Source organism: Marinomonas maritima, from assembly GCF_024435075.2.
GTDB classification, from domain to species: domain Bacteria; phylum Pseudomonadota; class Gammaproteobacteria; order Pseudomonadales; family Marinomonadaceae; genus Marinomonas; species Marinomonas maritima.
Map to the genome: position 1 here is coordinate 489,498 of NZ_JAMZEG020000001.1, position 22,281 is coordinate 511,778.

26 protein-coding genes are annotated in these 22,281 nt (G+C 43.4%); 12 read left to right on the forward strand and 14 right to left on the reverse strand.

Going from position 1 to position 22,281, the window contains the following annotated elements; translation table 11 throughout:
• Positions 1 to 8 precede the first annotated feature (8 nt).
• Both M3I01_RS02475 and fghA read left to right on the forward strand, forming a co-directional pair.
• Positions 9 to 1,127 (forward strand): S-(hydroxymethyl)glutathione dehydrogenase/class III alcohol dehydrogenase, encoded by a 1,119-nt coding sequence (locus M3I01_RS02475; RefSeq protein WP_255893989.1) that lies wholly within the window; start codon positions 9 to 11, stop codon positions 1,125 to 1,127.
• 77 nt (positions 1,128 to 1,204) lie between these two features.
• Positions 1,205 to 2,047: an S-formylglutathione hydrolase gene (fghA, locus tag M3I01_RS02480; RefSeq protein WP_255893990.1), complete on the forward strand. Its 843-nt coding sequence runs from the start codon at positions 1,205 to 1,207 to the stop codon at positions 2,045 to 2,047.
• A 199-nt stretch (positions 2,048 to 2,246) separates the two neighbouring features.
• Here fghA and M3I01_RS02485 read toward each other — a convergent pair whose 3' ends face one another.
• Complete coding sequence (locus M3I01_RS02485) at positions 2,247 to 2,591, reverse strand: cupin domain-containing protein (protein ID WP_012068575.1); 345 nt, start codon at positions 2,589 to 2,591, stop codon at positions 2,247 to 2,249.
• Between the two features lie 346 nt (positions 2,592 to 2,937).
• On the opposite strand from M3I01_RS02485, the gene M3I01_RS02490 reads away from it, so the two are divergent.
• From M3I01_RS02490 to M3I01_RS02500, 3 genes are all read left to right on the forward strand, one after another.
• Positions 2,938 to 3,387 (forward strand): hypothetical protein, encoded by a 450-nt coding sequence (locus M3I01_RS02490; RefSeq protein ID WP_255893991.1) that lies wholly within the window; start codon positions 2,938 to 2,940, stop codon positions 3,385 to 3,387.
• Between the two features lie 56 nt (positions 3,388 to 3,443).
• The gene (locus M3I01_RS02495) at positions 3,444 to 4,607 is read left to right on the forward strand and encodes an amidohydrolase (RefSeq protein WP_255893992.1); all 1,164 of its coding nucleotides are present in this window, start codon (positions 3,444 to 3,446) and stop codon (positions 4,605 to 4,607) included.
• Between the two features lie 194 nt (positions 4,608 to 4,801).
• Complete coding sequence (locus tag M3I01_RS02500) at positions 4,802 to 5,758, forward strand: sensor domain-containing diguanylate cyclase (RefSeq protein WP_255893993.1); 957 nt, start codon at positions 4,802 to 4,804, stop codon at positions 5,756 to 5,758.
• A gap of 34 nt (positions 5,759 to 5,792) precedes the next feature.
• On the opposite strand, the gene M3I01_RS02505 is transcribed toward M3I01_RS02500, so the two are convergent.
• Genes M3I01_RS02505 through M3I01_RS02515 form a run of 3 tightly spaced genes read right to left on the reverse strand, consistent with a single transcriptional unit; the run spans position 5,793 to position 7,478 of the window.
• Positions 5,793 to 6,386 (reverse strand): ABC transporter permease, encoded by a 594-nt coding sequence (locus M3I01_RS02505; protein ID WP_255893995.1) that lies wholly within the window; start codon positions 6,384 to 6,386, stop codon positions 5,793 to 5,795.
• Between the two features lie 34 nt (positions 6,387 to 6,420).
• Positions 6,421 to 6,813: an ATP-binding cassette domain-containing protein gene (locus M3I01_RS02510; RefSeq protein ID WP_255893996.1), complete on the reverse strand. Its 393-nt coding sequence runs from the start codon at positions 6,811 to 6,813 to the stop codon at positions 6,421 to 6,423.
• Positions 6,810 to 7,478 (reverse strand): HlyD family secretion protein, encoded by a 669-nt coding sequence (locus M3I01_RS02515; protein ID WP_255893997.1) that lies wholly within the window; start codon positions 7,476 to 7,478, stop codon positions 6,810 to 6,812. Before M3I01_RS02515 ends, M3I01_RS02510 begins: the two co-directional genes overlap by 4 nt.
• 80 nt (positions 7,479 to 7,558) lie before the next feature.
• Between M3I01_RS02515 and M3I01_RS02520 the strand changes: the two genes are divergently transcribed.
• Entirely contained in the window at positions 7,559 to 8,392 is an 834-nt protein-coding gene (locus tag M3I01_RS02520) for an SDR family NAD(P)-dependent oxidoreductase (protein ID WP_255893998.1), read from the forward strand.
• On the opposite strand, the gene M3I01_RS02525 is transcribed toward M3I01_RS02520, so the two are convergent.
• Together M3I01_RS02525 and M3I01_RS02530 are read right to left on the reverse strand one after the other, a co-directional pair.
• Entirely contained in the window at positions 8,389 to 9,411 is a 1,023-nt protein-coding gene (locus M3I01_RS02525; RefSeq protein ID WP_255893999.1) for an alpha/beta hydrolase, read from the reverse strand. The genes M3I01_RS02520 and M3I01_RS02525 overlap by 4 nt on opposite strands.
• Before the next feature lie 17 nt (positions 9,412 to 9,428).
• Entirely contained in the window at positions 9,429 to 9,716 is a 288-nt protein-coding gene (locus tag M3I01_RS02530; RefSeq protein WP_255894000.1) for an HlyU family transcriptional regulator, read from the reverse strand.
• A gap of 188 nt (positions 9,717 to 9,904) precedes the next feature.
• Here M3I01_RS02530 and M3I01_RS02535 point away from each other — a divergent pair, with 188 nt between their 5' ends.
• Positions 9,905 to 10,126, forward strand: a complete 222-nt coding sequence (locus tag M3I01_RS02535; protein ID WP_255894001.1) for a VF530 family protein — start codon at positions 9,905 to 9,907, stop codon at positions 10,124 to 10,126.
• Here M3I01_RS02535 and M3I01_RS02540 read toward each other — a convergent pair.
• The 3 genes from M3I01_RS02540 to M3I01_RS02550 form a co-directional block, all read right to left on the reverse strand.
• Complete coding sequence (locus M3I01_RS02540; protein ID WP_255894002.1) at positions 10,123 to 11,121, reverse strand: GGDEF domain-containing protein; 999 nt, start codon at positions 11,119 to 11,121, stop codon at positions 10,123 to 10,125. The two genes, M3I01_RS02535 and M3I01_RS02540, sit on opposite strands and share 4 nt — an antisense overlap.
• Before the next feature lie 58 nt (positions 11,122 to 11,179).
• Complete coding sequence (locus tag M3I01_RS02545; protein ID WP_255894003.1) at positions 11,180 to 12,232, reverse strand: GGDEF domain-containing protein; 1,053 nt, start codon at positions 12,230 to 12,232, stop codon at positions 11,180 to 11,182.
• Positions 12,233 to 12,311: 79 nt separating this feature from the next.
• Positions 12,312 to 12,788, reverse strand: coding sequence for an NYN domain-containing protein (locus M3I01_RS02550; RefSeq protein WP_255894004.1), 477 nt, complete (start codon positions 12,786 to 12,788; stop codon positions 12,312 to 12,314).
• A gap of 165 nt (positions 12,789 to 12,953) precedes the next feature.
• On the opposite strand from M3I01_RS02550, the gene M3I01_RS02555 reads away from it, so the two are divergent.
• The gene (locus M3I01_RS02555; RefSeq protein ID WP_255894005.1) at positions 12,954 to 13,331 is read left to right on the forward strand and encodes a DUF4870 family protein; all 378 of its coding nucleotides are present in this window, start codon (positions 12,954 to 12,956) and stop codon (positions 13,329 to 13,331) included.
• A gap of 61 nt (positions 13,332 to 13,392) precedes the next feature.
• Here the strand turns inward: M3I01_RS02555 and M3I01_RS02560 are convergent, their stop codons facing one another.
• Positions 13,393 to 14,316, reverse strand: coding sequence for a hypothetical protein (locus M3I01_RS02560; protein WP_255894006.1), 924 nt, complete (start codon positions 14,314 to 14,316; stop codon positions 13,393 to 13,395).
• Positions 14,317 to 14,644: 328 nt separating this feature from the next.
• On the opposite strand from M3I01_RS02560, the gene M3I01_RS02565 reads away from it, so the two are divergent.
• On the forward strand, positions 14,645 to 15,928 hold the full coding sequence (locus M3I01_RS02565; RefSeq protein ID WP_255894007.1) for a ribonuclease J: 1,284 nt from the start codon (positions 14,645 to 14,647) through the stop codon (positions 15,926 to 15,928).
• A gap of 1 nt (position 15,929) precedes the next feature.
• Here the strand turns inward: M3I01_RS02565 and epmB are convergent, their stop codons facing one another.
• A complete protein-coding gene (gene epmB, locus M3I01_RS02570; RefSeq protein WP_255894008.1) occupies positions 15,930 to 16,979 on the reverse strand; it encodes an EF-P beta-lysylation protein EpmB in 1,050 nt (349 codons plus the stop codon).
• Between the two features lie 121 nt (positions 16,980 to 17,100).
• Between epmB and efp the strand changes: the two genes are divergently transcribed.
• Entirely contained in the window at positions 17,101 to 17,676 is a 576-nt protein-coding gene (gene efp, locus M3I01_RS02575; protein ID WP_112136670.1) for an elongation factor P, read from the forward strand.
• A gap of 102 nt (positions 17,677 to 17,778) precedes the next feature.
• On the opposite strand, the gene M3I01_RS02580 is transcribed toward efp, so the two are convergent.
• Entirely contained in the window at positions 17,779 to 18,681 is a 903-nt protein-coding gene (locus tag M3I01_RS02580; RefSeq protein ID WP_255894009.1) for a LysR family transcriptional regulator, read from the reverse strand.
• 126 nt (positions 18,682 to 18,807) lie between these two features.
• Between M3I01_RS02580 and M3I01_RS02585 the strand changes: the two genes are divergently transcribed.
• On the forward strand, positions 18,808 to 19,365 hold the full coding sequence (locus M3I01_RS02585) for a hypothetical protein (protein ID WP_255894010.1): 558 nt from the start codon (positions 18,808 to 18,810) through the stop codon (positions 19,363 to 19,365).
• Complete coding sequence (locus M3I01_RS02590) at positions 19,365 to 19,619, forward strand: Atu4866 domain-containing protein (protein ID WP_255894011.1); 255 nt, start codon at positions 19,365 to 19,367, stop codon at positions 19,617 to 19,619. The genes M3I01_RS02585 and M3I01_RS02590 overlap by 1 nt, the downstream gene beginning before the upstream one ends.
• A gap of 92 nt (positions 19,620 to 19,711) precedes the next feature.
• Here M3I01_RS02590 and M3I01_RS02595 read toward each other — a convergent pair whose 3' ends face one another.
• Both M3I01_RS02595 and M3I01_RS02600 read right to left on the reverse strand, forming a co-directional pair.
• Positions 19,712 to 21,307, reverse strand: coding sequence for a GMC family oxidoreductase (locus tag M3I01_RS02595; protein WP_255894012.1), 1,596 nt, complete (start codon positions 21,305 to 21,307; stop codon positions 19,712 to 19,714).
• A 225-nt stretch (positions 21,308 to 21,532) separates the two neighbouring features.
• Positions 21,533 to 21,973 (reverse strand): DoxX family protein, encoded by a 441-nt coding sequence (locus tag M3I01_RS02600; protein ID WP_255894013.1) that lies wholly within the window; start codon positions 21,971 to 21,973, stop codon positions 21,533 to 21,535.
• Between the last annotated feature and the right edge of the window lie 308 nt (positions 21,974 to 22,281).

The window sequence follows — 22,281 nt, forward strand, 5'->3', positions numbered from 1 at the left end:
AGAACACAATGAAATGTAAAGCTGCTGTTGCTTGGGGCCCCGGTCAACCTCTTAAAATCGAAGAAATTGATGTGCAAGATCCGCAAGCGGGTGAAGTCTTGGTTCGTATGGTGGCAACGGGTGTTTGTCATACGGATGCATTTACGTTGTCTGGCGAAGACCCAGAAGGTGTTTTTCCTGCGATCCTAGGTCACGAAGGCGCGGGTGTTGTTGAAGCGGTGGGTGAAGGTGTCACAACGCTGAAAGCAGGCGATCACGTGATTCCACTTTATACGGCAGAATGTAAGGAATGTAAGTTCTGCTTGTCTGGCAAAACCAACTTGTGCAGTGCCGTTCGCGAAACGCAAGGAAAGGGCTTAATGCCAGACGGCACAAGCCGCTTTAGCATCAATGGCGAACCGATTTTTCATTACATGGGCACGTCTACTTTCTCTGAATACAGTGTGGTTCCTGAAATCGCGCTTGCGAAAATCCATGTTGATGCACCATTAGAAAAAGTCTGCTTGTTAGGCTGTGGTATTACCACGGGAATCGGCGCCGTGTTGAACACAGCGAAAGTCGAAGAAGGCGACACCGTGGCGGTCTTTGGTTTGGGCGGCATTGGTTTGTCGGTTATCCAAGGCGCACGCATGGCTGGCGCAGGCCGTATTATTGCCATCGACATTAATGAATCTAAATTCGAAATGGCGAAACAGTTTGGCGCGACGGATTGCGTTAATCCGAAGTCATTTGATGCGCCTATTCAACAAGTCATCGTGGATATGACAGACGGCGGCGTAGATTACTCGTTCGAATGTATCGGCAACGTGCAAATCATGCGTCAGGCGCTTGAGTGTTGCCATAAAGGTTGGGGCGAATCCATTGTTATTGGCGTGGCTGGCGCTGGACAAGAAATCTCAACGAGACCATTCCAACTAGTGACCGGTCGAGTCTGGAGAGGATCGGCGTTTGGCGGTGTTAAAGGCCGCAGCCAATTGCCAGGTTACGTAGAAGACTACATGAACGGAAAAATCGAAATCGACCCATTCGTGACACACACTATGCCGCTTGAAGACATCAATAAAGCGTTTGATTTGATGCACGAAGGTAAGAGTATTCGTACGGTTATCCTGTTTGATAAAAAGTAACGGCTTCTAATCAATCGAAAATCACGTTGGCTTTCTTCCCTATAGAAAGTAGAAAGCCAACGCTAAGGAGTGGAACGATGGAATTACTTTCTAGCACTAAAAGCTTCGGTGGCTGGCTAAAGCGCTATCGCCATGAAAGCTTGTCGGTAAAAGGCGAGATGACGTTTGCGATTTATTTACCGCCGCAAGCGGAAACACAAACCGTCCCTGTTTTGTACTGGTTATCGGGTTTGACCTGTACTGACGAAAATTTCATGCAAAAAGCCGGTGCCTTTCGCAAAGCCGCAGAATTAGGCTTGGCGATTGTATGTCTTGATACCAGCCCACGCGGCACAGAATATCCGAACGAGCATGACAGCTACGACTTTGGTTCTGGCGCGGGATTTTATCTCAATGCGACCGTGGAGCCGTATTCGAACACCTATCACATGTACGATTACGTGGTACAAGAGTTGCCACATTTGATCGAGACGAACTTTCCTGTCACTGACAAACGTTCTATTTCTGGTCATTCTATGGGTGGTCACGGCGCCTTGATTTGTGCGTTAAAAAATCCCGAGAAATACCAATCTGTCTCGGCGTTCGCGCCTATTGTCAATCCAACGAATTGTCCTTGGGGCGAAAAAGCCTTTACCGGTTACCTAGGTGAAGACAAAGCCGCTTGGAACGAATGGGATGCCACTTGTCTAGTAGAAAGCCAAATCGAAAGCGCAAGTGAGCGCTTACCCTTGTTTATCGATCAAGGCGAAGCCGATAACTTTTTAGCTGAACAGCTTAAACCAGACGCTCTAGAAACCGCCTGTGAAAAAACTGGACACCCGATCACGCTACGTCGTCAACCGGGTTACGACCACAGCTACTTCTTTATCGCCAGTTTTATCGACGAACACCTAGAGTTTCACTCAACCGCCTTGAGTTAGTTCTTGGGTTTTCTTCTGCTGGAATCGACAAAAGCGAGCTACGACTCGCTTTTTTTGTTACTAAATATACTCATTCTGATTGGGTTAATCTTTGCTGATGTTGAAGATGAATGGTAAGACTAGCGCTTATTTGATATTTGCTAAGAGAGAATAAAAGCCTTGTGAGCCGAACATCATGTTCAGCTCACAAGTTGATTATTTAAGCGAATACGAAGTATTTTCGAACCGTTTCTACTACTTCCCAAGTGCCTTTCATTCCCGGTTCGATGACGAATACATCACCCGCTTTTAGGTGTTTTGGCTCTTCGCCTTCGGGTGTGATGATACAGTAACCTTCTAAGAAGTGGCAAAACTCCCATTTGTCATAGTTCACTTCAAATTTACCTGGCGTGCAGATCCAAGTTCCCATTATTTTGCTACCGTCTTTTGAAAGGTAGGCGTTTAGGTTCACAGTATGTGGATCGCCACCAATACGAGTCCATTTTGTTGCGTTTACCACAGGTGTTGGGCAAGTTTCGCGCATAACGGTGATAAAGTCAGACATAGCCGCTCCAGATTATAGAATGAGTTAAAGGTGAGTCATTGTATGGCGGCTATGAAGTATGAGTTTGTCTGTTTACGTCATAAATAGCGTTTAATAGGCTTAGAAAAAACACCTCCAAAATAAAGGTGAAGCCGATAATTTTTTAGTTGAACAGTTTAAACCAGACGCTCTAGAAGGCACCTGTGAAAAAGTTGGTCACCGATTACGCTACGCCGTCAACCAAGCTACGATTCGCTTTTTGGCTTTCTTTAACGCTAAGAAAAATCACTCACCAGCCATCACTTGGCCTATCTTGGTTTATGGCCTATTCTTTTGAGGATCTTAATTGTTTAAATGGAGTATGACGTTGAAGAAAATAATTATAATAACGCTTTTATTTTTGATCCCTCAATTATCAATGGCGGCGTTGATAAACGAAATGCAAACGTGCCAAGGTCTCATCGAACATATCGATAAGAAACTGGATGAAACGGGTTCTAAATATGATAAAAATGCCGTAAAAAAAGTTCGTAATGGGCTAGAAGGTTATAACCAATATATTCAACGTGAAATTGTGACTCCTGGGTTATTACAGTTCAATGGCGGAGATCAATCTAAAACGAAGAAAATGCAAGAACAGGTTGATGCGTATAAGAAAACAATTGCTAAACGATATGACCTTACCTACCCTCAAAATGAAATTTTTATGAATCATGCCATGGCGGTAAACGAATGTGCGAAACAAGCCGTGCCTTCTGGCCAAGAGCTAGAAGACTTAAAAGAAGCGCTTAATCTGATGGTTGAGTTTGCGCAATAAATGGATGTTTGAGCTAGGTTCAAATTCTTTAAGCCATATTGTCAACGAGTTCAAATATGTCATCTTTAGACGCTTTAATCACGTTACGTAAAACGCTCCACCAGAATCCAGAACTTTCTAACCAAGAAGAAGCAACCGCGGTTCGTATACTCAATGAATTTCAGTCTTTTTCGCCAGACGAGATTGTCACCGATCTTGGTGGAACGGGTCTTGCTTTTGTATTTAATGGAACTGATAGTGGGCCCACGACCTTGATTCGCAGTGAATTAGACGCGTTGCCAATCGAAGAAACCAATACTTTTAAGCACCGTTCGCAAGTAAAAGGCGTTTCTCATAAATGTGGTCACGATGGTCACATGAGTATTGTGACAGCACTGGGTGCGGAACTGGCGAAATTTCGGCCACAGAAGGGTCGTGTCGTGCTGTGTTTTCAGCCAGCCGAAGAAACGGGGATGGGCGCGATTCAGGTGGTGAACGATGTACGTTTTGCTGCCCTTAAACCAGATTATGCGTTTGCACTGCACAACTATCCAGGGTTAGAGCTAGGCAAAGTGGCGGTGCGGGCGGGTACGTTTAATTGCGCTTCGAGAGGCATGATTATCCATTTAAAAGGAAAAACGTCTCATGCAGCGCACCCTGAAAATGGGATAAGTCCAGCCAATGTTATGTGTAATATTATTCAAGAATTGAGTGCATTGCCTTCTAAAATCGTGGATCAAGGAATAGAAGGGCGGCATTGGGTGACGGTGGTTCACGCTAAATTGGGTGAGGTCGCTTTTGGTACATCGCCGGGTGACGCGGTGGTGATGGTGACCTTACGCAGTGAAACCAACGAAGGCATGCAAATGCTGATAGAGCAGGCCGAGGCGTTTTCTCAATCGGTCGCTAAAAGTGAAAATCTTGGTATTTCATTTGAATACGAGGATGTATTTCAAGCCAGCGTCAATTCCCAAGAAGGTTGCGATCGTATTGTCAGTGCCTGTGAAACCACGCAAACCCCTTGCTTACTTTTGGATGAGCCAATGCGATGGTCTGAAGACTTTGGACAGTTCACCGCGACGGCGAAAGAAGGTGCCATGTTTGCCTTGGGCGCAGGTCAAACTAGTCCACAATTACACAATCCAGATTATGACTTTCCTGATGCATTGATTCCGATTGGTCGGGATTTATTTTTAGATATCATTCGTCAATTAAATGGTTTCAAAAAAATGACATTATAGTTATGCGTCTTATTAATTCATATCGTGTTTTCTTAACTTAAATGATGAGTGTAAAGTCCTGCGTTAAACCAGATAGAATTTAATATCGACCGCTATCAGTTATTACTGGTTTAAGTTGTCTGATCTTTTGGTCAGGAAAAATTTATTTTTTAATAGCTGCTATAGTCAATTGATCAAGAACAGAAGGAAGCGTCATGCAACCACCTGAAAAACCGAAGAGTGAAGCGGAACGACTGCATACGTTACGAGCACTTAAGATTTTAGATTCTTCTCATGAAGAAAGGTTTGATCGTGTTACTCGCATGGCGATGAAAATGTTTGATGTCCCTGTCTCCTTAGTTACCTTGATAGATGAAGATCGACAGTGGTTTAAATCCAGTCAGGGTGTTGAGGTGACTGAGACTCCGCGAGATATCTCTTTTTGTGGGCATGCAATTAATCAAGACGATGTGTTTGTTATTGCTGATACATTAGAAGATGATCGTTTTCTTGATAACCCATTTGTTACTGCAAATCCTAACATTCGTTTTTATGCTGGGTATCCGCTTCAACTTCGAACGGGTATTAATTTAGGAACTTTGTGCATTCTTGATACTAAACCCAGAACGTTCAGTGAGTCTGATAAAGGGTTATTGAAAGACTTTGGTGCGATGATTGAGCAAGAAATTAAGTCCATGCAATGGGCAACGCTTGATGAATTGACCATGCTTTATAGTCGACGTGGCTTTTTTACAGTAGCAGAACACACTCGGAAACTGTGCATTCGTAAAAAAATGGCGATGACGTTTATATTCTTTGATTTGGATGAGTTTAAGTTAATTAACGACCATTACGGGCATCAAGAAGGGGATTATGTACTGATTGAATTTACACAGACAATGCAAAAGACATTTCGAGAGAGTGATATTTTAGGTCGCTTGGGCGGTGATGAGTTCGTTATGATGTTGTCTGACACGGACATGGATGAGGTTAATGCATTACTAAGTCGGTTTAATGAGGCGGTTATCGAGATGAATTTGCGCTTTAATAAACCGTATAGCATTAAATTTAGCGCAGGGGCAGTCTCCTTTCCCTACGATACCAAGCTGTCGCTTGATGACATGATCGCGAAAGCAGACTCGATAATGTATGTGCATAAAAACGTCTCATAACTAATATACGTTTTTTTCGTATAATGGTAGACACCTATCCCAGTGTCTTTTTAAAGCGTAATGACGCAATGATTATCCCGCCTACGGTAAATAACCCCAGCCATAACGCGTCTTTTCCCAATAGCAGAATATTGGCGTCACGCAATGCAATAGCACGAATCATGCGGATAAAGTGGGTGACGGGCAGGGCTTCTGCTATCCATTGCGCGGCAACGGGCATGGCGTCGTAGGGGAACATAAAGCCTGAAAGTAAAATGGAAGGCAGCAGTATAAAGATGGTCACTTGCGTCGCTTGTAGTTGCGTTTTGGCAATGGTGGACAGCACCAGTCCAAGGGTTAAGCTGGCAAAAATAAACAAAATGGAGCCGCTTAGTAGAGACCAAAAACTGCCCCTAATCGGAACGGAAAAGACCCAATGGCCGACACTTAAAATAATCGCAACCTGTATAAGCCCGACGATGACGTAGGGTGAGATCTTGCCAATCATCAATTCTATTGGACGAACTGGGGTTGTGATTAGAAATTCCATATTGCCGTGTTCATGTTCACGTACGATAGCGGCAGACGTGAATAAAATCATCGTCATGGTAAGAATGACAGCCACCAGCCCTGGGACGATATTGACCACAGTTCTTTGTTCTGGATTGAAGTATTGCACCACTTCAAAGCTGGGTGTGGTGCGTATTACGGTTCGCTACTTCGTCTAAAGGCATGTATCGCAGCGCTCGAATACTGGACGCAATCACCGTATCCGAACCATCGACGATCCATTGCCCTATTGGCAGCGTGAGTGATGCATGCGTTTGTTGGTGGTCGTATAACGGTTTGCCTAGAATGCTGACGTCGCCTTCGCTGGCGCCTAATAAACCGGTAAGCAGACGAATGCTGGTGGATTTACCACAGCCATTTGGCCCAAGAAAGCCATAGATGCTGCCTTTAGGGATTTTTAAGTCGAGCTTATTGACCGCTATGTTATTGCCAAAGCGTTTGCTTAGACCTTTTGCTTCAATGGCGTATTCCACTTGATCTGGTGTCGTGTGTGTTGAATTGTTCATGGTAGGCGTATCTCAACCGCCAAGCCTGTGGGCAGATTGTCTGCTTGTAATAGGTCGATGTCTGTTAGATACATGAGCCGCGCTCGGTCCCGCTCATTCAGTGCATAAAAAGGTGTGTAAGCAGGTTGTGAGCGGATATTACTGACTCGTCCTTGAATAGGCGCTTCGATGCCATCGGCAAAGACGTTAACGGCGTCGCCCGTTTTGATTTTTGTTAACACACTGGCGGGTAAATATACCAGTGCATAAGGGCGCTGAGCAGACAGTAAACTGCCAAAAGCAACACGATCTCCAACATGCCAAGGAAGTGTATCAATGGTGCCATCAACCGGTGCCTTAATAGTGAGATCTTCACGCGCTTTTTCCTGCCATAACAGAGCGGCCTGCGCCGCCTGAACCTTAGCATTGGATTGGGCGATGTCTTCTTCACGCGCACCGTTTTTTAATTCTAACCATTGGTCGTAGGTTTGTTGCGCTTTGGCTTTGGTACTGTCTCTGTTGGCTTTTGCCGTATCAAAATCGGCTTTGCCAACCACCTTGCTTTTGTAGAGTGTCGTGAAACGTTGATACTTGAGTTCTGCTTCATTACTGGCGGCTTGAGTGGCTTCAGAGGCCACAAAAAATAAGGTAAGAGTATGGGCAGTTACGACGAAATTTACTGTCATCGAAATCAAGAGGAAGGCACTTTGTTTGACAGTTTGCTACTATCCAGACAATGATTATTTATTCTTCATGAGGAACCGCTATGCAGTACTCCATTCTTATTACAGGTTGTTCAACGGGCATTGGTTTGGAAGCCGCCAAAATGCTTCAAGACCGTCAGTTTCTTGTGGTGGCCAGTTGCCGCAAACAAGAAGACGTAGCCGCATTGAAAGCTCAGGGCATAAAGCATGTTGTACAGTTGGATTTGGCAGACTCTGATTCGATTGCAAAAGGGTTGGAGGAGACATTAGCCATTACGCATGGGCATTTGTTTGCCCTGTTTAATAATGGCGCTTATGGTCAGCCTGGTGCGGTGGAAGATTTGCCTGTGGATGTATTAAGAGCGCAGTTTGAGAGTAATTTTTTTGGCACTCATGAACTGACAACAAAAGTGCTTAGTATCATGTTAGCTCAAGGTTATGGTCGGATTATCAATAACAGTTCGGTGCTTGGTTTAGTTGCTGCGCCGTTTAGAGGGGCTTATAACGCGAGCAAGTTTGCCTTAGAAGGGTTAACAGATACTTTACGTTTGGAGTTATTCGATACACCGATAAAGGTCAGTTTGATTGAACCCGGTCCAATCGAAAGTCACTTTCGTGCCAATGCGTTGACCGCGCTAAAAGACAATATCGATATGGTGAACAGTCGCCATCAAAAAGGTTACGAAGAAGCGATAGCACGGCTCAGTCAAGAAGGTGTGACGTCATCGCAAACATTGCCAGCCAGTGCGGTGGTTAAAAAATTGATTCATGCCTTAGAATCAAAACGACCTAGAGCGCGTTATTACGTAACAACACCAACCTATGCGGCGGTCTTCATGAAACGTGTATTGCCAACGTGTTTGTTAGACTGGGTGATGCGTCGCCAAGGCGCTTAGGGTTCTTGGTGATTTTCGTTGAACTGTTTTAACCAATCAGTGATGGCCGACAAATAGGCGGTTTGAGCGGGCTGATGTGATAGGTACAAATCATGGAAGCCCTTCGGAATAGAGGCGGTTGTTAGGTTATTAAAGGTTTTGCTGGCAGCGTCTTGCATGCTGTCGACGTCTAATACACCATCGCCTTGTTGGGTTTCTTCTATGGTTGATTTTCCTATTGTGCTGATGTCTGAATGGCATAACAAAGTTGGAATGTCTATTTTTTGATTGGCAAGATTACGTTGTGCAAAGATGATTTCGCGCAGCCAATGGAAAGACAAATCAAAGCCTTCTGCGGGTTTCCAATCCAATCGATAGTCCCATTCTCCACCAAACTTACGGTGCAGTGTCTTCGAATAAATATTGATTTTTTTGGCTCGTAAACACAAAAAAGGTAAAGCAGAAACTAAGGCTCGAATGGACCAGCTTATCTGATTGAGTGCTAATGGTGGAAAGGGAAGCGCAAGAAATGGGCTGTTTAGAATGAGACCACTGACAGCTGGAAACGCTTTATGGTAATGGCTCGCTCGCTCAGGCAAAGCATGGGGGAGTGCCAAGTAAGTAGACACGACTAAGCCGCCAGTGGAATGTCCTAGTATGACAACGTCATTAATGCCGTCTTGTTTCATTGTGGCTAAGGCAATGTCTACGTCTTGGCTGTATTGCTCAATCGAATCACACCAATTGGGTGGGGGTGAAGGGCGAATAGAACGACCATAGCCTTGTAGGTCCACAGCATAGAAACGATAGCCGAGGCCAATGAAATGCTCAGCCAAACCCGTTTGAAAAAAATAATCGGTATAACCGTGGACATACAAAATGGCTTTTTCGGCGTTTGGGTTGCCAACATGATGAATGAGCGTGCTATAGACTTGGGTTTTGGGGCCTGAAAAGGCAAAAGTGCGAGCGATAAAATCGGCGCCTAATAGGTCTTCACATTTGTTAACTTGTTTCCAGTGTTGTCCTATTGATGCGCTCATCTTACTTTCCTTTATCGTTAGCCGAAAATATTGTCGCCTAGTTGGTCTATGGTCAACTTTGTTTTGCGAAGCGTGATTTGAATACATTCGTCACGGTTTGGCATTAAATCTGAGCGAATGAATTTGTGTGTTTTTTGATCTTCGCCTTCCCCTTTAGTGATGATCGCTGCCACTCTAAATTGACCGCCGTCTTTCATTGGTGCGGGGACGATTGAAAAACCTTTATACTCTATTGTTTCTTCTGCTTTTTCTGGTGGGCTTTCGCCGCCTGAAAATAGACCTTTAAGGCCAGATAAAATACCCATTCATTTATTCTCCTATGTTTGATGCTATTGTTTGGGGATTTTGCGTATTAGTCAAATATTCTTAGATAATTTTATTTTTTTAACAAATTGACCATAGCAAGAATGTAAGGTTAAAGAAAAAATGAGTTTGCTTCTGCTTGCTGTATACTCCTCCAAAATCGTTAATTGAAGAACAGGATTAGATTAATATGAGCGAAACACAAGTTAATAACCCTTTGCATGGTGTGAAGTTAGAAAAGGTCGTAACGGATCTAGTAGAGCACTATGGCTGGGAGGAGTTGTCTATTCGTATCAATATTAATTGTTTTAAAAGTGATCCGTCGGTGAAATCCAGTTTGAAATTTTTACGCAAAACACCTTGGGCGAGAGAAAAAGTAGAAGCGTTGTTTTTAGAAACATTTACTCATTAATTACGTACTTGATTTCGTCCTTCATGTTTAGCCTGATAAAGCTTCACATCGGCCGCTCGCAGAAAGTCGGTAAATTCTTGTTCTGGTTGTAATGAACTGATGCCAATGCTGACGGTGAGTGTGATTGCATCTGTATGGCTATGGAATGTTGCTTGCTCAATCGCTTTTCTAATGACTTCAGCCTGTTCATAGGCTTGTATATCGCTTATTCCCTTTAATAAAACAACAAACTCCTCACCACCTAAACGGTAGACGCTTAGGCCTTGAATTGATTGTTTAAGTTCATTGGCGACTTTAATCAATACGGAGTCACCAATGTCATGGCCAAATTTATCATTGATGCTTTTAAAGCGATCAATATCAATGATGAGCATGTGAATGCTTTCCGCTTTTTTACGGACAGCGCTAAAGTCTGCTTTTAGTGCGTGGCGGTTTTGTACACCAGTTAAGGCGTCTTGCAATGCGAGAGAGCGTAGAAATAGGTTAGCTTTTTGGCGTTGTACTTCGTAGATATGACACATTAACCAAACAGAGGAATAAGCCAAGGTGAAGTTGAAAACGGTTCGATAGGGCATGAAAAGGCTTGTGTCTGTTCGAAGGTATAAAATGGTAGCGGAAAATATGACAATCATGGCGCTACAACAAAAGCCTTTTTTTAATCCAAATAAGTTGTAGTACCAAAGTGGTAAGGCTAGGCTCCAAAAGATCGCGCCCGCCCAAAACTCCATTAATGATGCAGACGCTAAAATGTTGAAGGTTAAAAGCGCCATTAAGGTATAACTTTGCCATGGCTGATAGCGTTCTTTTAATGAAGAGTAAAAGCAATAGCCACTAAAGACAGCCACAATAACTTGTACGGCGCCGATTCCTATTTTTTGCATCAACAGCATGTTTAATAAAAAATACATACAGTGCAGCACGCACACCAAAATGCTTAACCATTTATGTAATGCTTCAGGTGGAACCGAGGTTTGTGGCTGTTGTCGAGTGCTCATTAACGGTTTCGCTTAAGAACAATAGGTATGTAAACTAGCGTGCTAGGCATTTTTGCTCTTATACCGCCTCGGAAAGACTAATAGAGTTGTAGTGCACTAAATTACGTCCTTTATTCTTTGCTGAATAGAGATTTTTATCAGCGACACGCAAAAACTCTCTGAAAGTTTGCCCTCTTTTAAGTTCTGCTATACCAATACTGACCGTAATTTTTATGTTTTTTTGGCGAGTTCTGAAAATGTTGTTTTCAATGCGCTTACGAATTGACTCTGCAAATTCATACGCTTGCGTTGAAGTACTATTTTGAATAATAAGAAACTCTTCTCCGCCAATTCGGTAAACATGATGGTTGTCTGTGTAGGATTGAAGTAACTCGGCCATTTCCACCAGTACCGAATCACCGACGTCGTGTCCGAATTCATCATTGACGCTCTTAAAGTGGTCAATATCAATCATCAAAAGTCTCGTTTCTTCTGGTTCGTACTTTTCTTGGAAAGGGTCCATAGCCTCTTGATTAAAATCATCAAAGAAAAACTTCAATGCGTGTCGATTCTTAGTACCCGTTAACGGGTCTTCAAATGCCATTCTATGTAATATTTGACTGCTTTTTGTGTACTGTGTTTCATATAAATAACAGATGGCAAAAGACAGAAAATACGCGAGCGAAAAATTCAGTACGGATCGATGGGGAATATAGCTTTCTATGTCCGATTTGATGAATAAAAAAGAGATAGCAGGAAGAGAGAGTAAAATGGTGTAAACAAGGCCTAGTTTTGGCCCTGCTAATAAACAGTATAACGGCGGTAAAATAATGAGCCAATACACGGAGCCTGCTCTTAAATCAGCAGAATAAAACACGTAAAAAATAGTGACCGTTAAAGAAGTAATTAACATATAAGTATGCCATTTTTTAATCTTCCCTTGGTACGCCGAATAGAAAAAGTACAGGTGCAATAGACCAAAAAACGCTTCTGTTAAGCCAATAGTCGTCTGCTTTAAAATGACGACATTCAGAAAACTGAAAAAAAGAATGATGACGCCCGTGCTTAGGCTAAGCCACTTATGTAGGGTGTGTCTCGTTTCTAATAATAAAGAGTTTGGTTGAATGCTCATCTATTCGCTTTTTACATATATAAAAGTTAGTTATTTTTCAGAAATCATATTCTCTCTTAAAAATATAGGTGAGTTATATTTATTTGAGTAACAATTTGTTATCAATAGGGGTGAAGTGGTCGGCAGAATTGATCAAAGACTGCGCCGTTAGGGCTTCTACACCATACACCTCAACCTTGGTTTGATATTTTTCTCTCAGTGTTCTAGCCAGTATGTCAAAGTCGCCGTCGCCAGAAACCAATATGAGCACGTCGCTGTCTTTACCATGTTCTATTCCATCAATCGCAATACCAACATCCCAATCACCTTTTGCGGACCCATCGGATCGCTGAATAAACGGTTTTAATTTCACCTCAAAGCCGATAGCTCGAAGAATATTCTGAAATTGACGTTGTTTTTCATCACCTCGGTCTATGGCGTAAGCAATGGCTTTTACAACGTCTCGGCCTTGAGTGGCTTGTTGCCAAAACGTGTTGTAATCGAAAGAACGTCCAAAAGCTTGTCGGGTTGTGTAATAAACGTTTTGAACATCGACTAAAATCGTTACATTGCTCATGCTTTTCCTAGAGATAGTGTGAGGGGAGAACACGTTACAAGCATTCGTATTGAAAAGAAATCATAAAGCTAGGCGAGCGGAGGGAGATAAACGAAAAAGAATCCCTATAATGCATAGAGAGTCCGCTTCTGGCTGGATAATATAGTGAATAAGGAGTTGTTGAATATGTCAGGATTTGAACCCGAAAATCGCGTTAGGCCGCTAACACCAAGAGAAGAGAATGCCAAAAGCAACGTCGTGATTGCGTATGTGTTTATGCTACTGGGAATATTCACCGGCATTTTTTGGTTAATTGGTGCTATTTGGGCAATGGTAAAAGTAAATGAAGCCCGCGGAACTCTGTTTGAAGACCATTACGCCAACATTATCAGTACTTTTTGGTGGGGGATCTTTTTGAGTGTGATTGGCGTGATATTGGCTTTCTTTTTTATTGGTTATATTTTGTTATTTGGTGTCTGGGTTTGGTCAATTTTCAGAATGGTAAAAGGCATTGCCAGAGCCACGTCTAACCAGTCCTATCGGGTGATGTTTAACCCTTTTTAGGCAATCGTTTCTCAGTCAGCGCCGCTAAGTTTCCAACATAGCGGCGCTGAGAAAATGCTAGTTAGTGATTCGTTATTGTCATATTACTGTCGTTGTACAGTTTTTCCTCGCTCGCGGATAAAGCCAGTGCTTTTAAATTGACTGGTGAAGACGGTGACAAAGACAGTGTCAATTTTTCCGGCTTATTTAAGAAAGCCCAAATGGCACTAGCAATCTGCTTGGCTTCTTTTGAATCTACAGCAGCGAGCCCTAAAGCTTGGCTTCCAAATGTAAGATAATCTAGTTGTGACTGTTTAGATTCTTGTCCGATAGCAGGCTGAGGAAACAGATGATGGATTAATCCCGCGTCTTGGTACGTCATGTCTAAAGAACGAAGCTCAATGGCCTTACCGTACATAATGAGCATGGCTTCTGGTTGGCCTAAGGCAAAAGACGCCAGAAGGTCAGAGCGTAGCTCTGGTAGGTTAACGGACTGATCTAATAGATTGATATTGGACGACAATGATATTTTTCCGACGTCTTTGATGTCCAATTTGAATTGTGACAATACTTTCTCGCCTTCAGCCTTTGATGAAAAAGACCCTTTACCTATCAGTGTTTCAATGCCTGCAGCTCGCATCCATCGTTTTGTGTCACCCGATACGCTAGCGATTGGGCTTTCTTGAATCCAAAATTTCACGTCTAAATCTGGGTATTTAATCGGATATTGATTGAGCGAAATCCGTGCGAATCGCAACCAAGGCGAGCTATCTGCCCCAAAACGAACATTCTCAAGCGAAGGCGTTAACGTGAATGGATCAAAGTGAACACTTTCATAATGAACAAAAGAAGTTAACCCCGAGTGCTCTAGCTGTTCTTGTATTTTGTGTTCGGCGTATTGTGTGCCATAGCGTTGAATCAAGTAGAGAACGAATATGGCTAAGCAAGAAAATAAAATCAAAGCGGTTAAAGCCTTGGTGAGCTTCGTGGTGATGTTAAGGTTCAAGTTGATAGTCCTCTGTTTTCAAAAATATCTTCGTGTTGGAATAGAACACGCTGTCTTAATTAAGTGATTGAGTGCAGTGTAAAACAGTGCCTTTCTACGAGCTACATAGAGAGAGGCTTCTCGCCTTCGTTACTATTTTCTTTGTATCTCTTGGGGATTCTTTCAATTTATCTGTAATAGTACGCAGAGGTCTTCGTTAAAAATGCGTACTATAGATACCATTTACTGATTTTTCCATTTTATTCACAAGGAGTGAGTTATCTCATCTTTGATTCCCTCGCAAGAGGATTTATGGTTTCTGCCCTTAGGTGGCACTGGCGAGATCGGCATGAACATGAATCTTTATGGTCATGACGGTCAATGGTTAATGGTCGATTGTGGCGTGTCTTTTAACGAACCGTTAACACCGGACGACCTTCGAACGTCCGAGATTGTGTGCGCAGACCCTCGCTTTATTAGCGAGCAAAAAGAGCGTTTGGCCGGTATTGTGATTACCCACGCCCATGAAGATCATGTGGGCGCGTTGCCTTTCTTATGGCGCCGTTTCAAATGTCCTGTGTACACCACAGCGTTTACTGCCGAAGTGCTGCGTCGAAAATTGCTGCAAGTGGGTTTGGCCGACGACGTACCCGTGATTGTCGTGAAGGAAAACGAAACCAAGAAAATTGGTGTTTTTAACGTGAAGTGGTTGGCGTTAACGCATTCTGTGCCAGAGCCTTTTGCGATGACCATCGACACGCCGGTAGGGCGTATTTTTCACACGGGTGATTGGAAAATTGATAATAAACCGATTATTGGAGACGGTTTTTCTCCTGCTACTTTTAAAGCCTTAGCCAAAGAAAATATTTTGGCCATGGTCTGTGATTCTACTAATGCATTAAAGGAAGGTTTTTCTCCGTCCGAGAGCGATTGTTATCATGGTTTGTTGAAAACCATTGAGGCAGAAAAGAATCGTGTTGTGGTGGGGTGTTTTAGCAGTAATGTGGCGCGTTTAGTAGGATTGGGCAGAGTCGCCAAAGAAACCGGGCGTTACCTCGCGTTAATTGGTCGATCGCTAACGAACATGGTCAGCGCCGCCAGAGTAACTGGCCATTGGCCAGACGATTTGCCTATTATCGATGCGGCGCATCTTGGTTATTTGCCAAGAGAAGAAGTGCTGGCCGTCGTCACCGGAAGCCAAGGTGAAGCAAGAGCGACGTTAAACCGATTGGCCGCCGACAATTGTTTTGATCTAAGCCTTGAAGCAGACGATTTAGTGATTTTCAGCGCCATGCGTATTCCGGGTAACGAACAAGCGATAGACCGCTTAGCCGAACAATTCAAGGGTCGAAAAATACGCACCTTACAGGCTCATGAAACCGACTTAACGATTCACGTGAGCGGCCATCCATGCCAAGAAGAATTGAAACAACTTTATACTTGGGTTCAGCCGCAACTGGCGATTCCCGTTCATGGCGAACCGAAGCATTTGGACGCGAACGCAGAAGTGGCAAAACGCAGTCATGTACCTCAACAATTGATCGGTCGAAATGGTGATTTGTACCAACTGGCTCCAAGCGTGAAAGTGCAGCGCCAACAGGTGAAAGTCGGCCGTATTGCGTTGTTAAGATAACTTAAATTTCTGTATCAAACAGCGGTGCGAATACGCTCTTGGCGGGTTTTCCGGGTATTTCTTTGGCGAGTCTTGGTACTAAATAGCCGGGTAACTCGGCAGCCACCTTGCCCATTAATCGCTGTGCGTCTTCAATAGAAATATCAAAATGCGCCGCGCCTTCGACCGGGTCCAAAGTGAACATGTAGTAAGGTAAAATCCCCGCATCAAACACGGCTTCGCTCAGATTGACTTGAGCGGCGACCGTGTCGTTTATTCCTTTTAATAACACGCCTTGGTTTAACATAGTGACGCCGGCTTGCTTTAATTTGAATGCCGCGTGAGCGAGTTCGCTGTCCATTTCATTGGCGTGGTTAATGTGCCATACCATAATGATGTCGAGGCGACTTTTGTTTATCCATGTCAGCATGTCATCGCAAACTCGAGCGGGAATCACCACGGGTAATCGTGAATGAATGCGCAGGCGTTTTATTTGCGGTAAGGCTTCGAGTAGACGAATTTTGTCCGCGAGCAGGGCGTCTTTCATCATCAATGGGTCGCCGCCGCTTAGGATAACCTCGTTCACCTCAGGGTGTTTTTCTAGATACTCAATCACCGATTGCCACTCAGCTTGCGCTAATTGGTTATCACCATAAGGAAAATGACGACGAAAACAATAACGGCAATTTACCGCGCAAGTGCCTGTGGTGATGACCAATAAGCGACGTTTGTATTTATGTACGATGGCTTTTTGTGGATTGTGATCCGCTTCTTCTAATGGGTCTTTCGTATAACCGATGACGTTTTGCATCTCGGCGGCGCTGGGCAAAATTTGCAACAACAGCGGATCATTCGGATTGCCGTATTCAATACGAGACAAGTAAGGACGAGGCACCAATAATTTAAAGCTTTGGTGGGCCTCAATACCTTGTTGAGATAGACTTTCAGGCAAACCAAGGTGCTTAACCAGTTCTGGCAAGGACGTTACGGCTTGTGACAGGTGCTGTGACCAGCTTATATTGTTCTTTGTTTGAATAGGTATCACGTCAAATATCTGCAAAATTATGTTCATTTGGGTTATGATTGCGCCAACTTATTCTAGGCCGATTAGGCCTGCGGCTCTTGAATAGATCTTAGGGCTGACATGATACGTCAGTCAGAGCCTTTTCTCTAAAAATATACTGTGAGGATGTATGGCTAATATTACTACCAGCGATATGCGCGGCGGCACTAAAGTCATGGTCGATGGCGAACCATGTGCGGTACTGGACAATGAACACGTTAAACCGGGTAAAGGCCAAGCCTTTAACCGTCTAAAGCTTCGTAACCTTCGTTCTGGTCGAGTTTGGGAACGTACGTTTAGATCTGGCGAAAGCCTAGAAGCAGCTGACGTAATGGACACCGACATGGAGTATTTATACACCGACGGTGAGTTCTGGCATTTCATGGCGATTGATGGTTCTTTCGAACAACACGCTGCCGATGAAAATGCAGTTTCAGACACGAAAAAATGGCTGAAAGAGCAAGAAAAATACGTCATTACTTTATACAACGGCGCACCATTAGCCGTAACGCCACCTAACTTCATCGAACTTGAAGTAAAAGACACCGACCCAGGTGTGAAAGGCGATACCGCTAACGGCGGTTCTAAGCCGGCTTACTTGGTTACTGGTGCAATGGTTCGTGTTCCATTGTTCATCAACATTGGTGAAATCCTACGTGTTGACACACGTACAGGCGAATACGTTTCTCGCGCAACAGGCAAGTAACACGTCCCTGTTCTCGCAAACGAATCCTAAAAAGCCTTCGACCGTTTTCTGTCGAAGGCTTTTTTTATACGATTTTGAGCTGTTAAATAGCTAGCTTGGTAATCAATTCGTTTGCTTCCAAGATTTTACAAAATCTACCATGGCCCTTAATTTCGGAGACATGTTTTCTCGGTTTGGGTAAAAGAAGTAAAAGCCAGAAAAAGTTGGTAGAAACTCTTCGAGTAAAGGGACTAGTTTGCCTGTCTTAAGAAAGGGACGGAAGGTTTCTTCTGTCGCAAAAGTGATTCCACCTCCAGCCAGTGCAACACGCAACATTAAGCGGAAGTCATTAGTGGTGATATGAGGCTCTACCGATACCTCAAAGTCTTTTTCGTTTTCACTAAACTCCCAATAATAGGGGCGATTGTTTAGCTTTGGGCGCCAACCAATACAGCGATGATTGAGTAAGTCTTTAGGGTGTTTTGGAATACCTTGCTGCGCTATGTAGTCTGGCGAAGCAACAGCCATATCTCTTTGTAAGCCGCAGATAGGTAGGGCGATCATATCTTGTTCTAGGCTATCGCCAAGACGAACTCCCGCATCAAAGCCTGCTTTTACAATATCAAATTCATCATCGGTGACTGTAATATCCAATTCAATATCTGGGTACTTTTTTGAAAACTCGACAATAAACTTTCCTGATAAAAAAGGCTCTGCAATGGAGGTCGACGCTATTCTTAGTAATCCTCGTGGGGATTTGTGACTGATAATATTTTCTAAAGAAGAATTCACATTCTCTAATTGGGGGCGCACTTGGCTGTAAAGATGTTCTCCAGCTTCCGTAAGTTTCACGCTTCTTGTGGTTCGGGTAAATAAAGCGATACCTAGTTGATCTTCAAGCTTTCGAATCATTTGGCTAACGGCCGAGCGAGTAATGCCTAATCGGTCTGCTGCTGCACGAAAATTATGTTCTTCAGCAACCGCAATAAATACGGGTAATATATTTAAGTCTATTTTCATTGTCATTTTTTGCTTACCAATGTGTTAACCGATGGATCACTACTCTAATCAATATCGCTTTTTTATAATGGCAAAGCAAGTTGAGACATACCAATGTATTGATAATATTTTGATAAACATAAGAGGCAAATCATGACATATATAGCATCAGCACTTTCTTTATTACTTCTTTCAAGTTTTAGCTCAGGGCTGCTTCAGGCAGCGGGAAATGCGTGTGAGCAAACAGGCGTAAACTCTCCCTTGGTACTTCATAAGCATTGGATTATGAAGGGGTGGGAAAAACAGAAAAATGCCCCCGAATTTATATTTGAAAATAAAATGAGTCGTTATTACAACTTGAAAGATCCTAAGGGAATTTATTGGGATAATTTTGCTCCTGGTGAAAGTCAGTTGTTTGATGATTCGTCTGTATATGGTGCGAATTGGGAAGGACTTCAAGCGAATGCAGAAACTGTGACTCATGCTTTGACTGAAGGTTTTGGTGAGTTAGTAGGAGAAAAAATCGCTTCCACTGCAATTGGTTTTGTTGGCACAATAACGCAAAAAAATGGTGGCGCTATCCCATTCAATGGACGCTCTCAAATAGGTTGGAGATGCGATAATGGTGACTGGAAAATTCATCAAGAATTAAACTATGCGTGGGTTGTTACAGAGGAGGAGATTGCACATTATTACAAGGCGGGAAAGTAATGACGCATAGCGAATCAAAAATTAGGCAAAGCTATTCAGGCATGTGGATGACAGTAGATGGTTATATACGTCATGAGCTTTTGCCTAACAATCGCTATGTAGAAGCCAGAGGAAACATCGAATTAGCCTACGAAGGCCGATATCGAATCACAGGTGACTATATTGAGTATTGGGATGACACAGGTTTTACTGCTGATGGCACCTTTACAGATGGAGTGCTTTATCACGCCGGTATGATTTTGTATCGTGAGTAAAATAGTAGACACTGCCAATATATGTTGTTTAAAAAAGAGCAATCGAATGGATTGCTCTTTTTACTTTTTACTTTTTACTTTTTACTTTTAACTTATCTTAATGACATTAATATTTCTTCGGCTACTTTATTGGCGATGGCTAACGTAGCGGCAGTGGTGTTTCCGCTGATAAGCGTTGGCATGATAGAAGCGTCAATCACTCTAAGTTTATCAATACCATGTACTTTTAGTGTTTGGTCGACAACGGCGAGTGCATCGTGGCCCATTTTACAGGTGCCAACGGGATGATAAATACTTTCTGCATGAGACCGAATGTAAGCGATTTTCTGTTCTCTGGTTTGGCAATATACACCCGGTTGCCATTCTTTTTGGCTGTGCTGTGCCAGCGCGGGTTGTTTCATAATGTCCCTTGCGGCATCAAATGCTCGAATCATGCCTTCCATGTCGTCTGCGTCGGTTAAGTAACCTGCGTCAATTTTTGGTGGATCACTGGCTTGGTTGGAATACAAGCTGATAACACCACGACTTTTTGGTCTGAGTAAACAAGCCCGAAGCGTAAAGCCATAGTGTTTGAACGTTGGCCAAAGGTTTAAGCCATGATCGGCTTCAACAGCCGGTAAAAAGTGCAGTTGAACATCTGGGCGTGTGTCGTTGGGTTGTGTGGTGATGAAGCCACCCGCTTCGGCCATGTTTGAGGTCAGCATGCCTTGGCGTTTTCTGTACTGCCATAGACTTTTTATTCCCGTGAGCAAAAAACTAGGGTGAAAAGAAATACTGGTGCGGTTTTTATCGAGATGAATAAGGCTAATGTCGAGGTGGTCTTGGAGGTTTTTCCCCACGCCAGCAAGTTCGTGTTTCACGTCAATATTATGCTGTTCTAGTGTTTCTTTTGGACCAATGCCAGACAACATAAGCAATTGGGGGCTGTGCAGCGCGCCAGCGCATAACAGTACTTCTCGTGTCGCTTTAATAAAATGAGACCTGCCGTTTACCTTATAGAGAACGCCTTCAGCACGTTTGTTTTGAACTTCGATACGTTCGACTTGGGCATGAGTAATAATCGTTAAATTTGATCTAGACTTCGCTTTGTTTAAAAATGCACTTGCTGCGCTACAACGTTCACCGTTTTTTTGCATGACATGATAAGGGCCCACGCCGTGTTGGCTTTCGCCATTACAATCTTGATTGAATGGCGTGCCAGCTTCTTGTCCGGCTTGGATAAAAGCGTCCGAGAGAGGATTCATGTGGCGTAACGGTTCAACTGACAGTTCGCCTTTAGCGCCGTGCCACTCATTTTCACCCTGATAGAAGCTCTCTACGGCTTTAAAATGTGGCAGTAGTTCTTGGTAACCCCAACCGGTATTTCCTAATGCTTTCCAATGATCAAAGTCGTCGGCTTGCCCACGGGTATAGCACATGGCATTGATGGACGTGCTGCCACCGAGGGTTTTTCCTCTCGGCCAGAAAAGGCAACGTTGGTTTAGCTCAGGTTGGGGTTCTGTTCGTAATGCCCAATTTAATGTTTTGCTTCGCATGAGTCCGATAATGCCCGCTGGTATGTGGATGAGCGGGTTTGTATCGGGAGGGCCAGCTTCGAGTAATGTGACGCTGTGATTGGCGTTGCGAGACAAGCGTTCGGCGAGTAAACAGCCCGCAGCACCGCCGCCAATAATGACGTAATCAGACATGACAGATAGCCTATTGTTATTTTTATAATGGGTATTTTTATATGAAGTAACATCATCGCGTTAGTTAGCATTTGTGAGCAATACCAAAAACGCTCAATGTTATTGTCGTTTCCCTTTATGGTTTTTTCTTGGCTGTTTGTAGTGGCATAGTTGATTTCAACATAAAAAAACCTCGATACCTTGGTATCGAGGTTTTGGATATGATCTGCTTGTGCTTAGTGCCATTTAGCTTTTTGCTGAGATGGCCTTATCGATAGAGAAAGAGCCTGCACCGCTAAAGGCCAAAGAAACCGCGACAACCAACAAGGTTAGTGCGTATTCGTAGCCGTTATTTGCCATGAATAAACCGTTTGAGATATGCACAGAAAAAATGGCCATCAACATAGTGAAAGCAATGACCGCCGACGCAGGGCGAACAAGCAAACCGATGACCAATGCCAAACCGCCAAAGAATTCTGCGCTGCCCGCCAATAGAGCCATCAAGTAGCCAGGCTCTAGACCAATAGACGCCATCCACTGCCCCGTTCCTTCTAAACCGTAGCCACCAAAAGCACCAAACAGTTTTTGCGCGCCATGGGCCATTAAAATTAGACCAACAGGGATCCGCAAAATCGTGCTAGCAAGACCAGAGGTTGTATTAGTAATTTTTTGAATAAATGATGTCATGTTTATTTACCTTAATGTTTGAGGGCTTTGTTTAACTTTTAAGTACTATATATAAAAAACAGTGGATAAAGTAACGGAGTATTTTGAGGTAAATGTTCAAAAAAATTGAATGTTTATCAAAACAAGCTATATCAAGGTACTTTGGGATGTAAACCGCCTATTTATGGACTTTTAGCCTTATAGGTAGATAGCTTTTCCGCTTTTTGCTCAGTAGCAGAATAAGTGTTGTTTTAGATTAGTTATGCGCAAAAAAGTAGCAGAGCTTCGTTTAGATATGATGATAACGTGTGTTTATATCCATTTTTTAT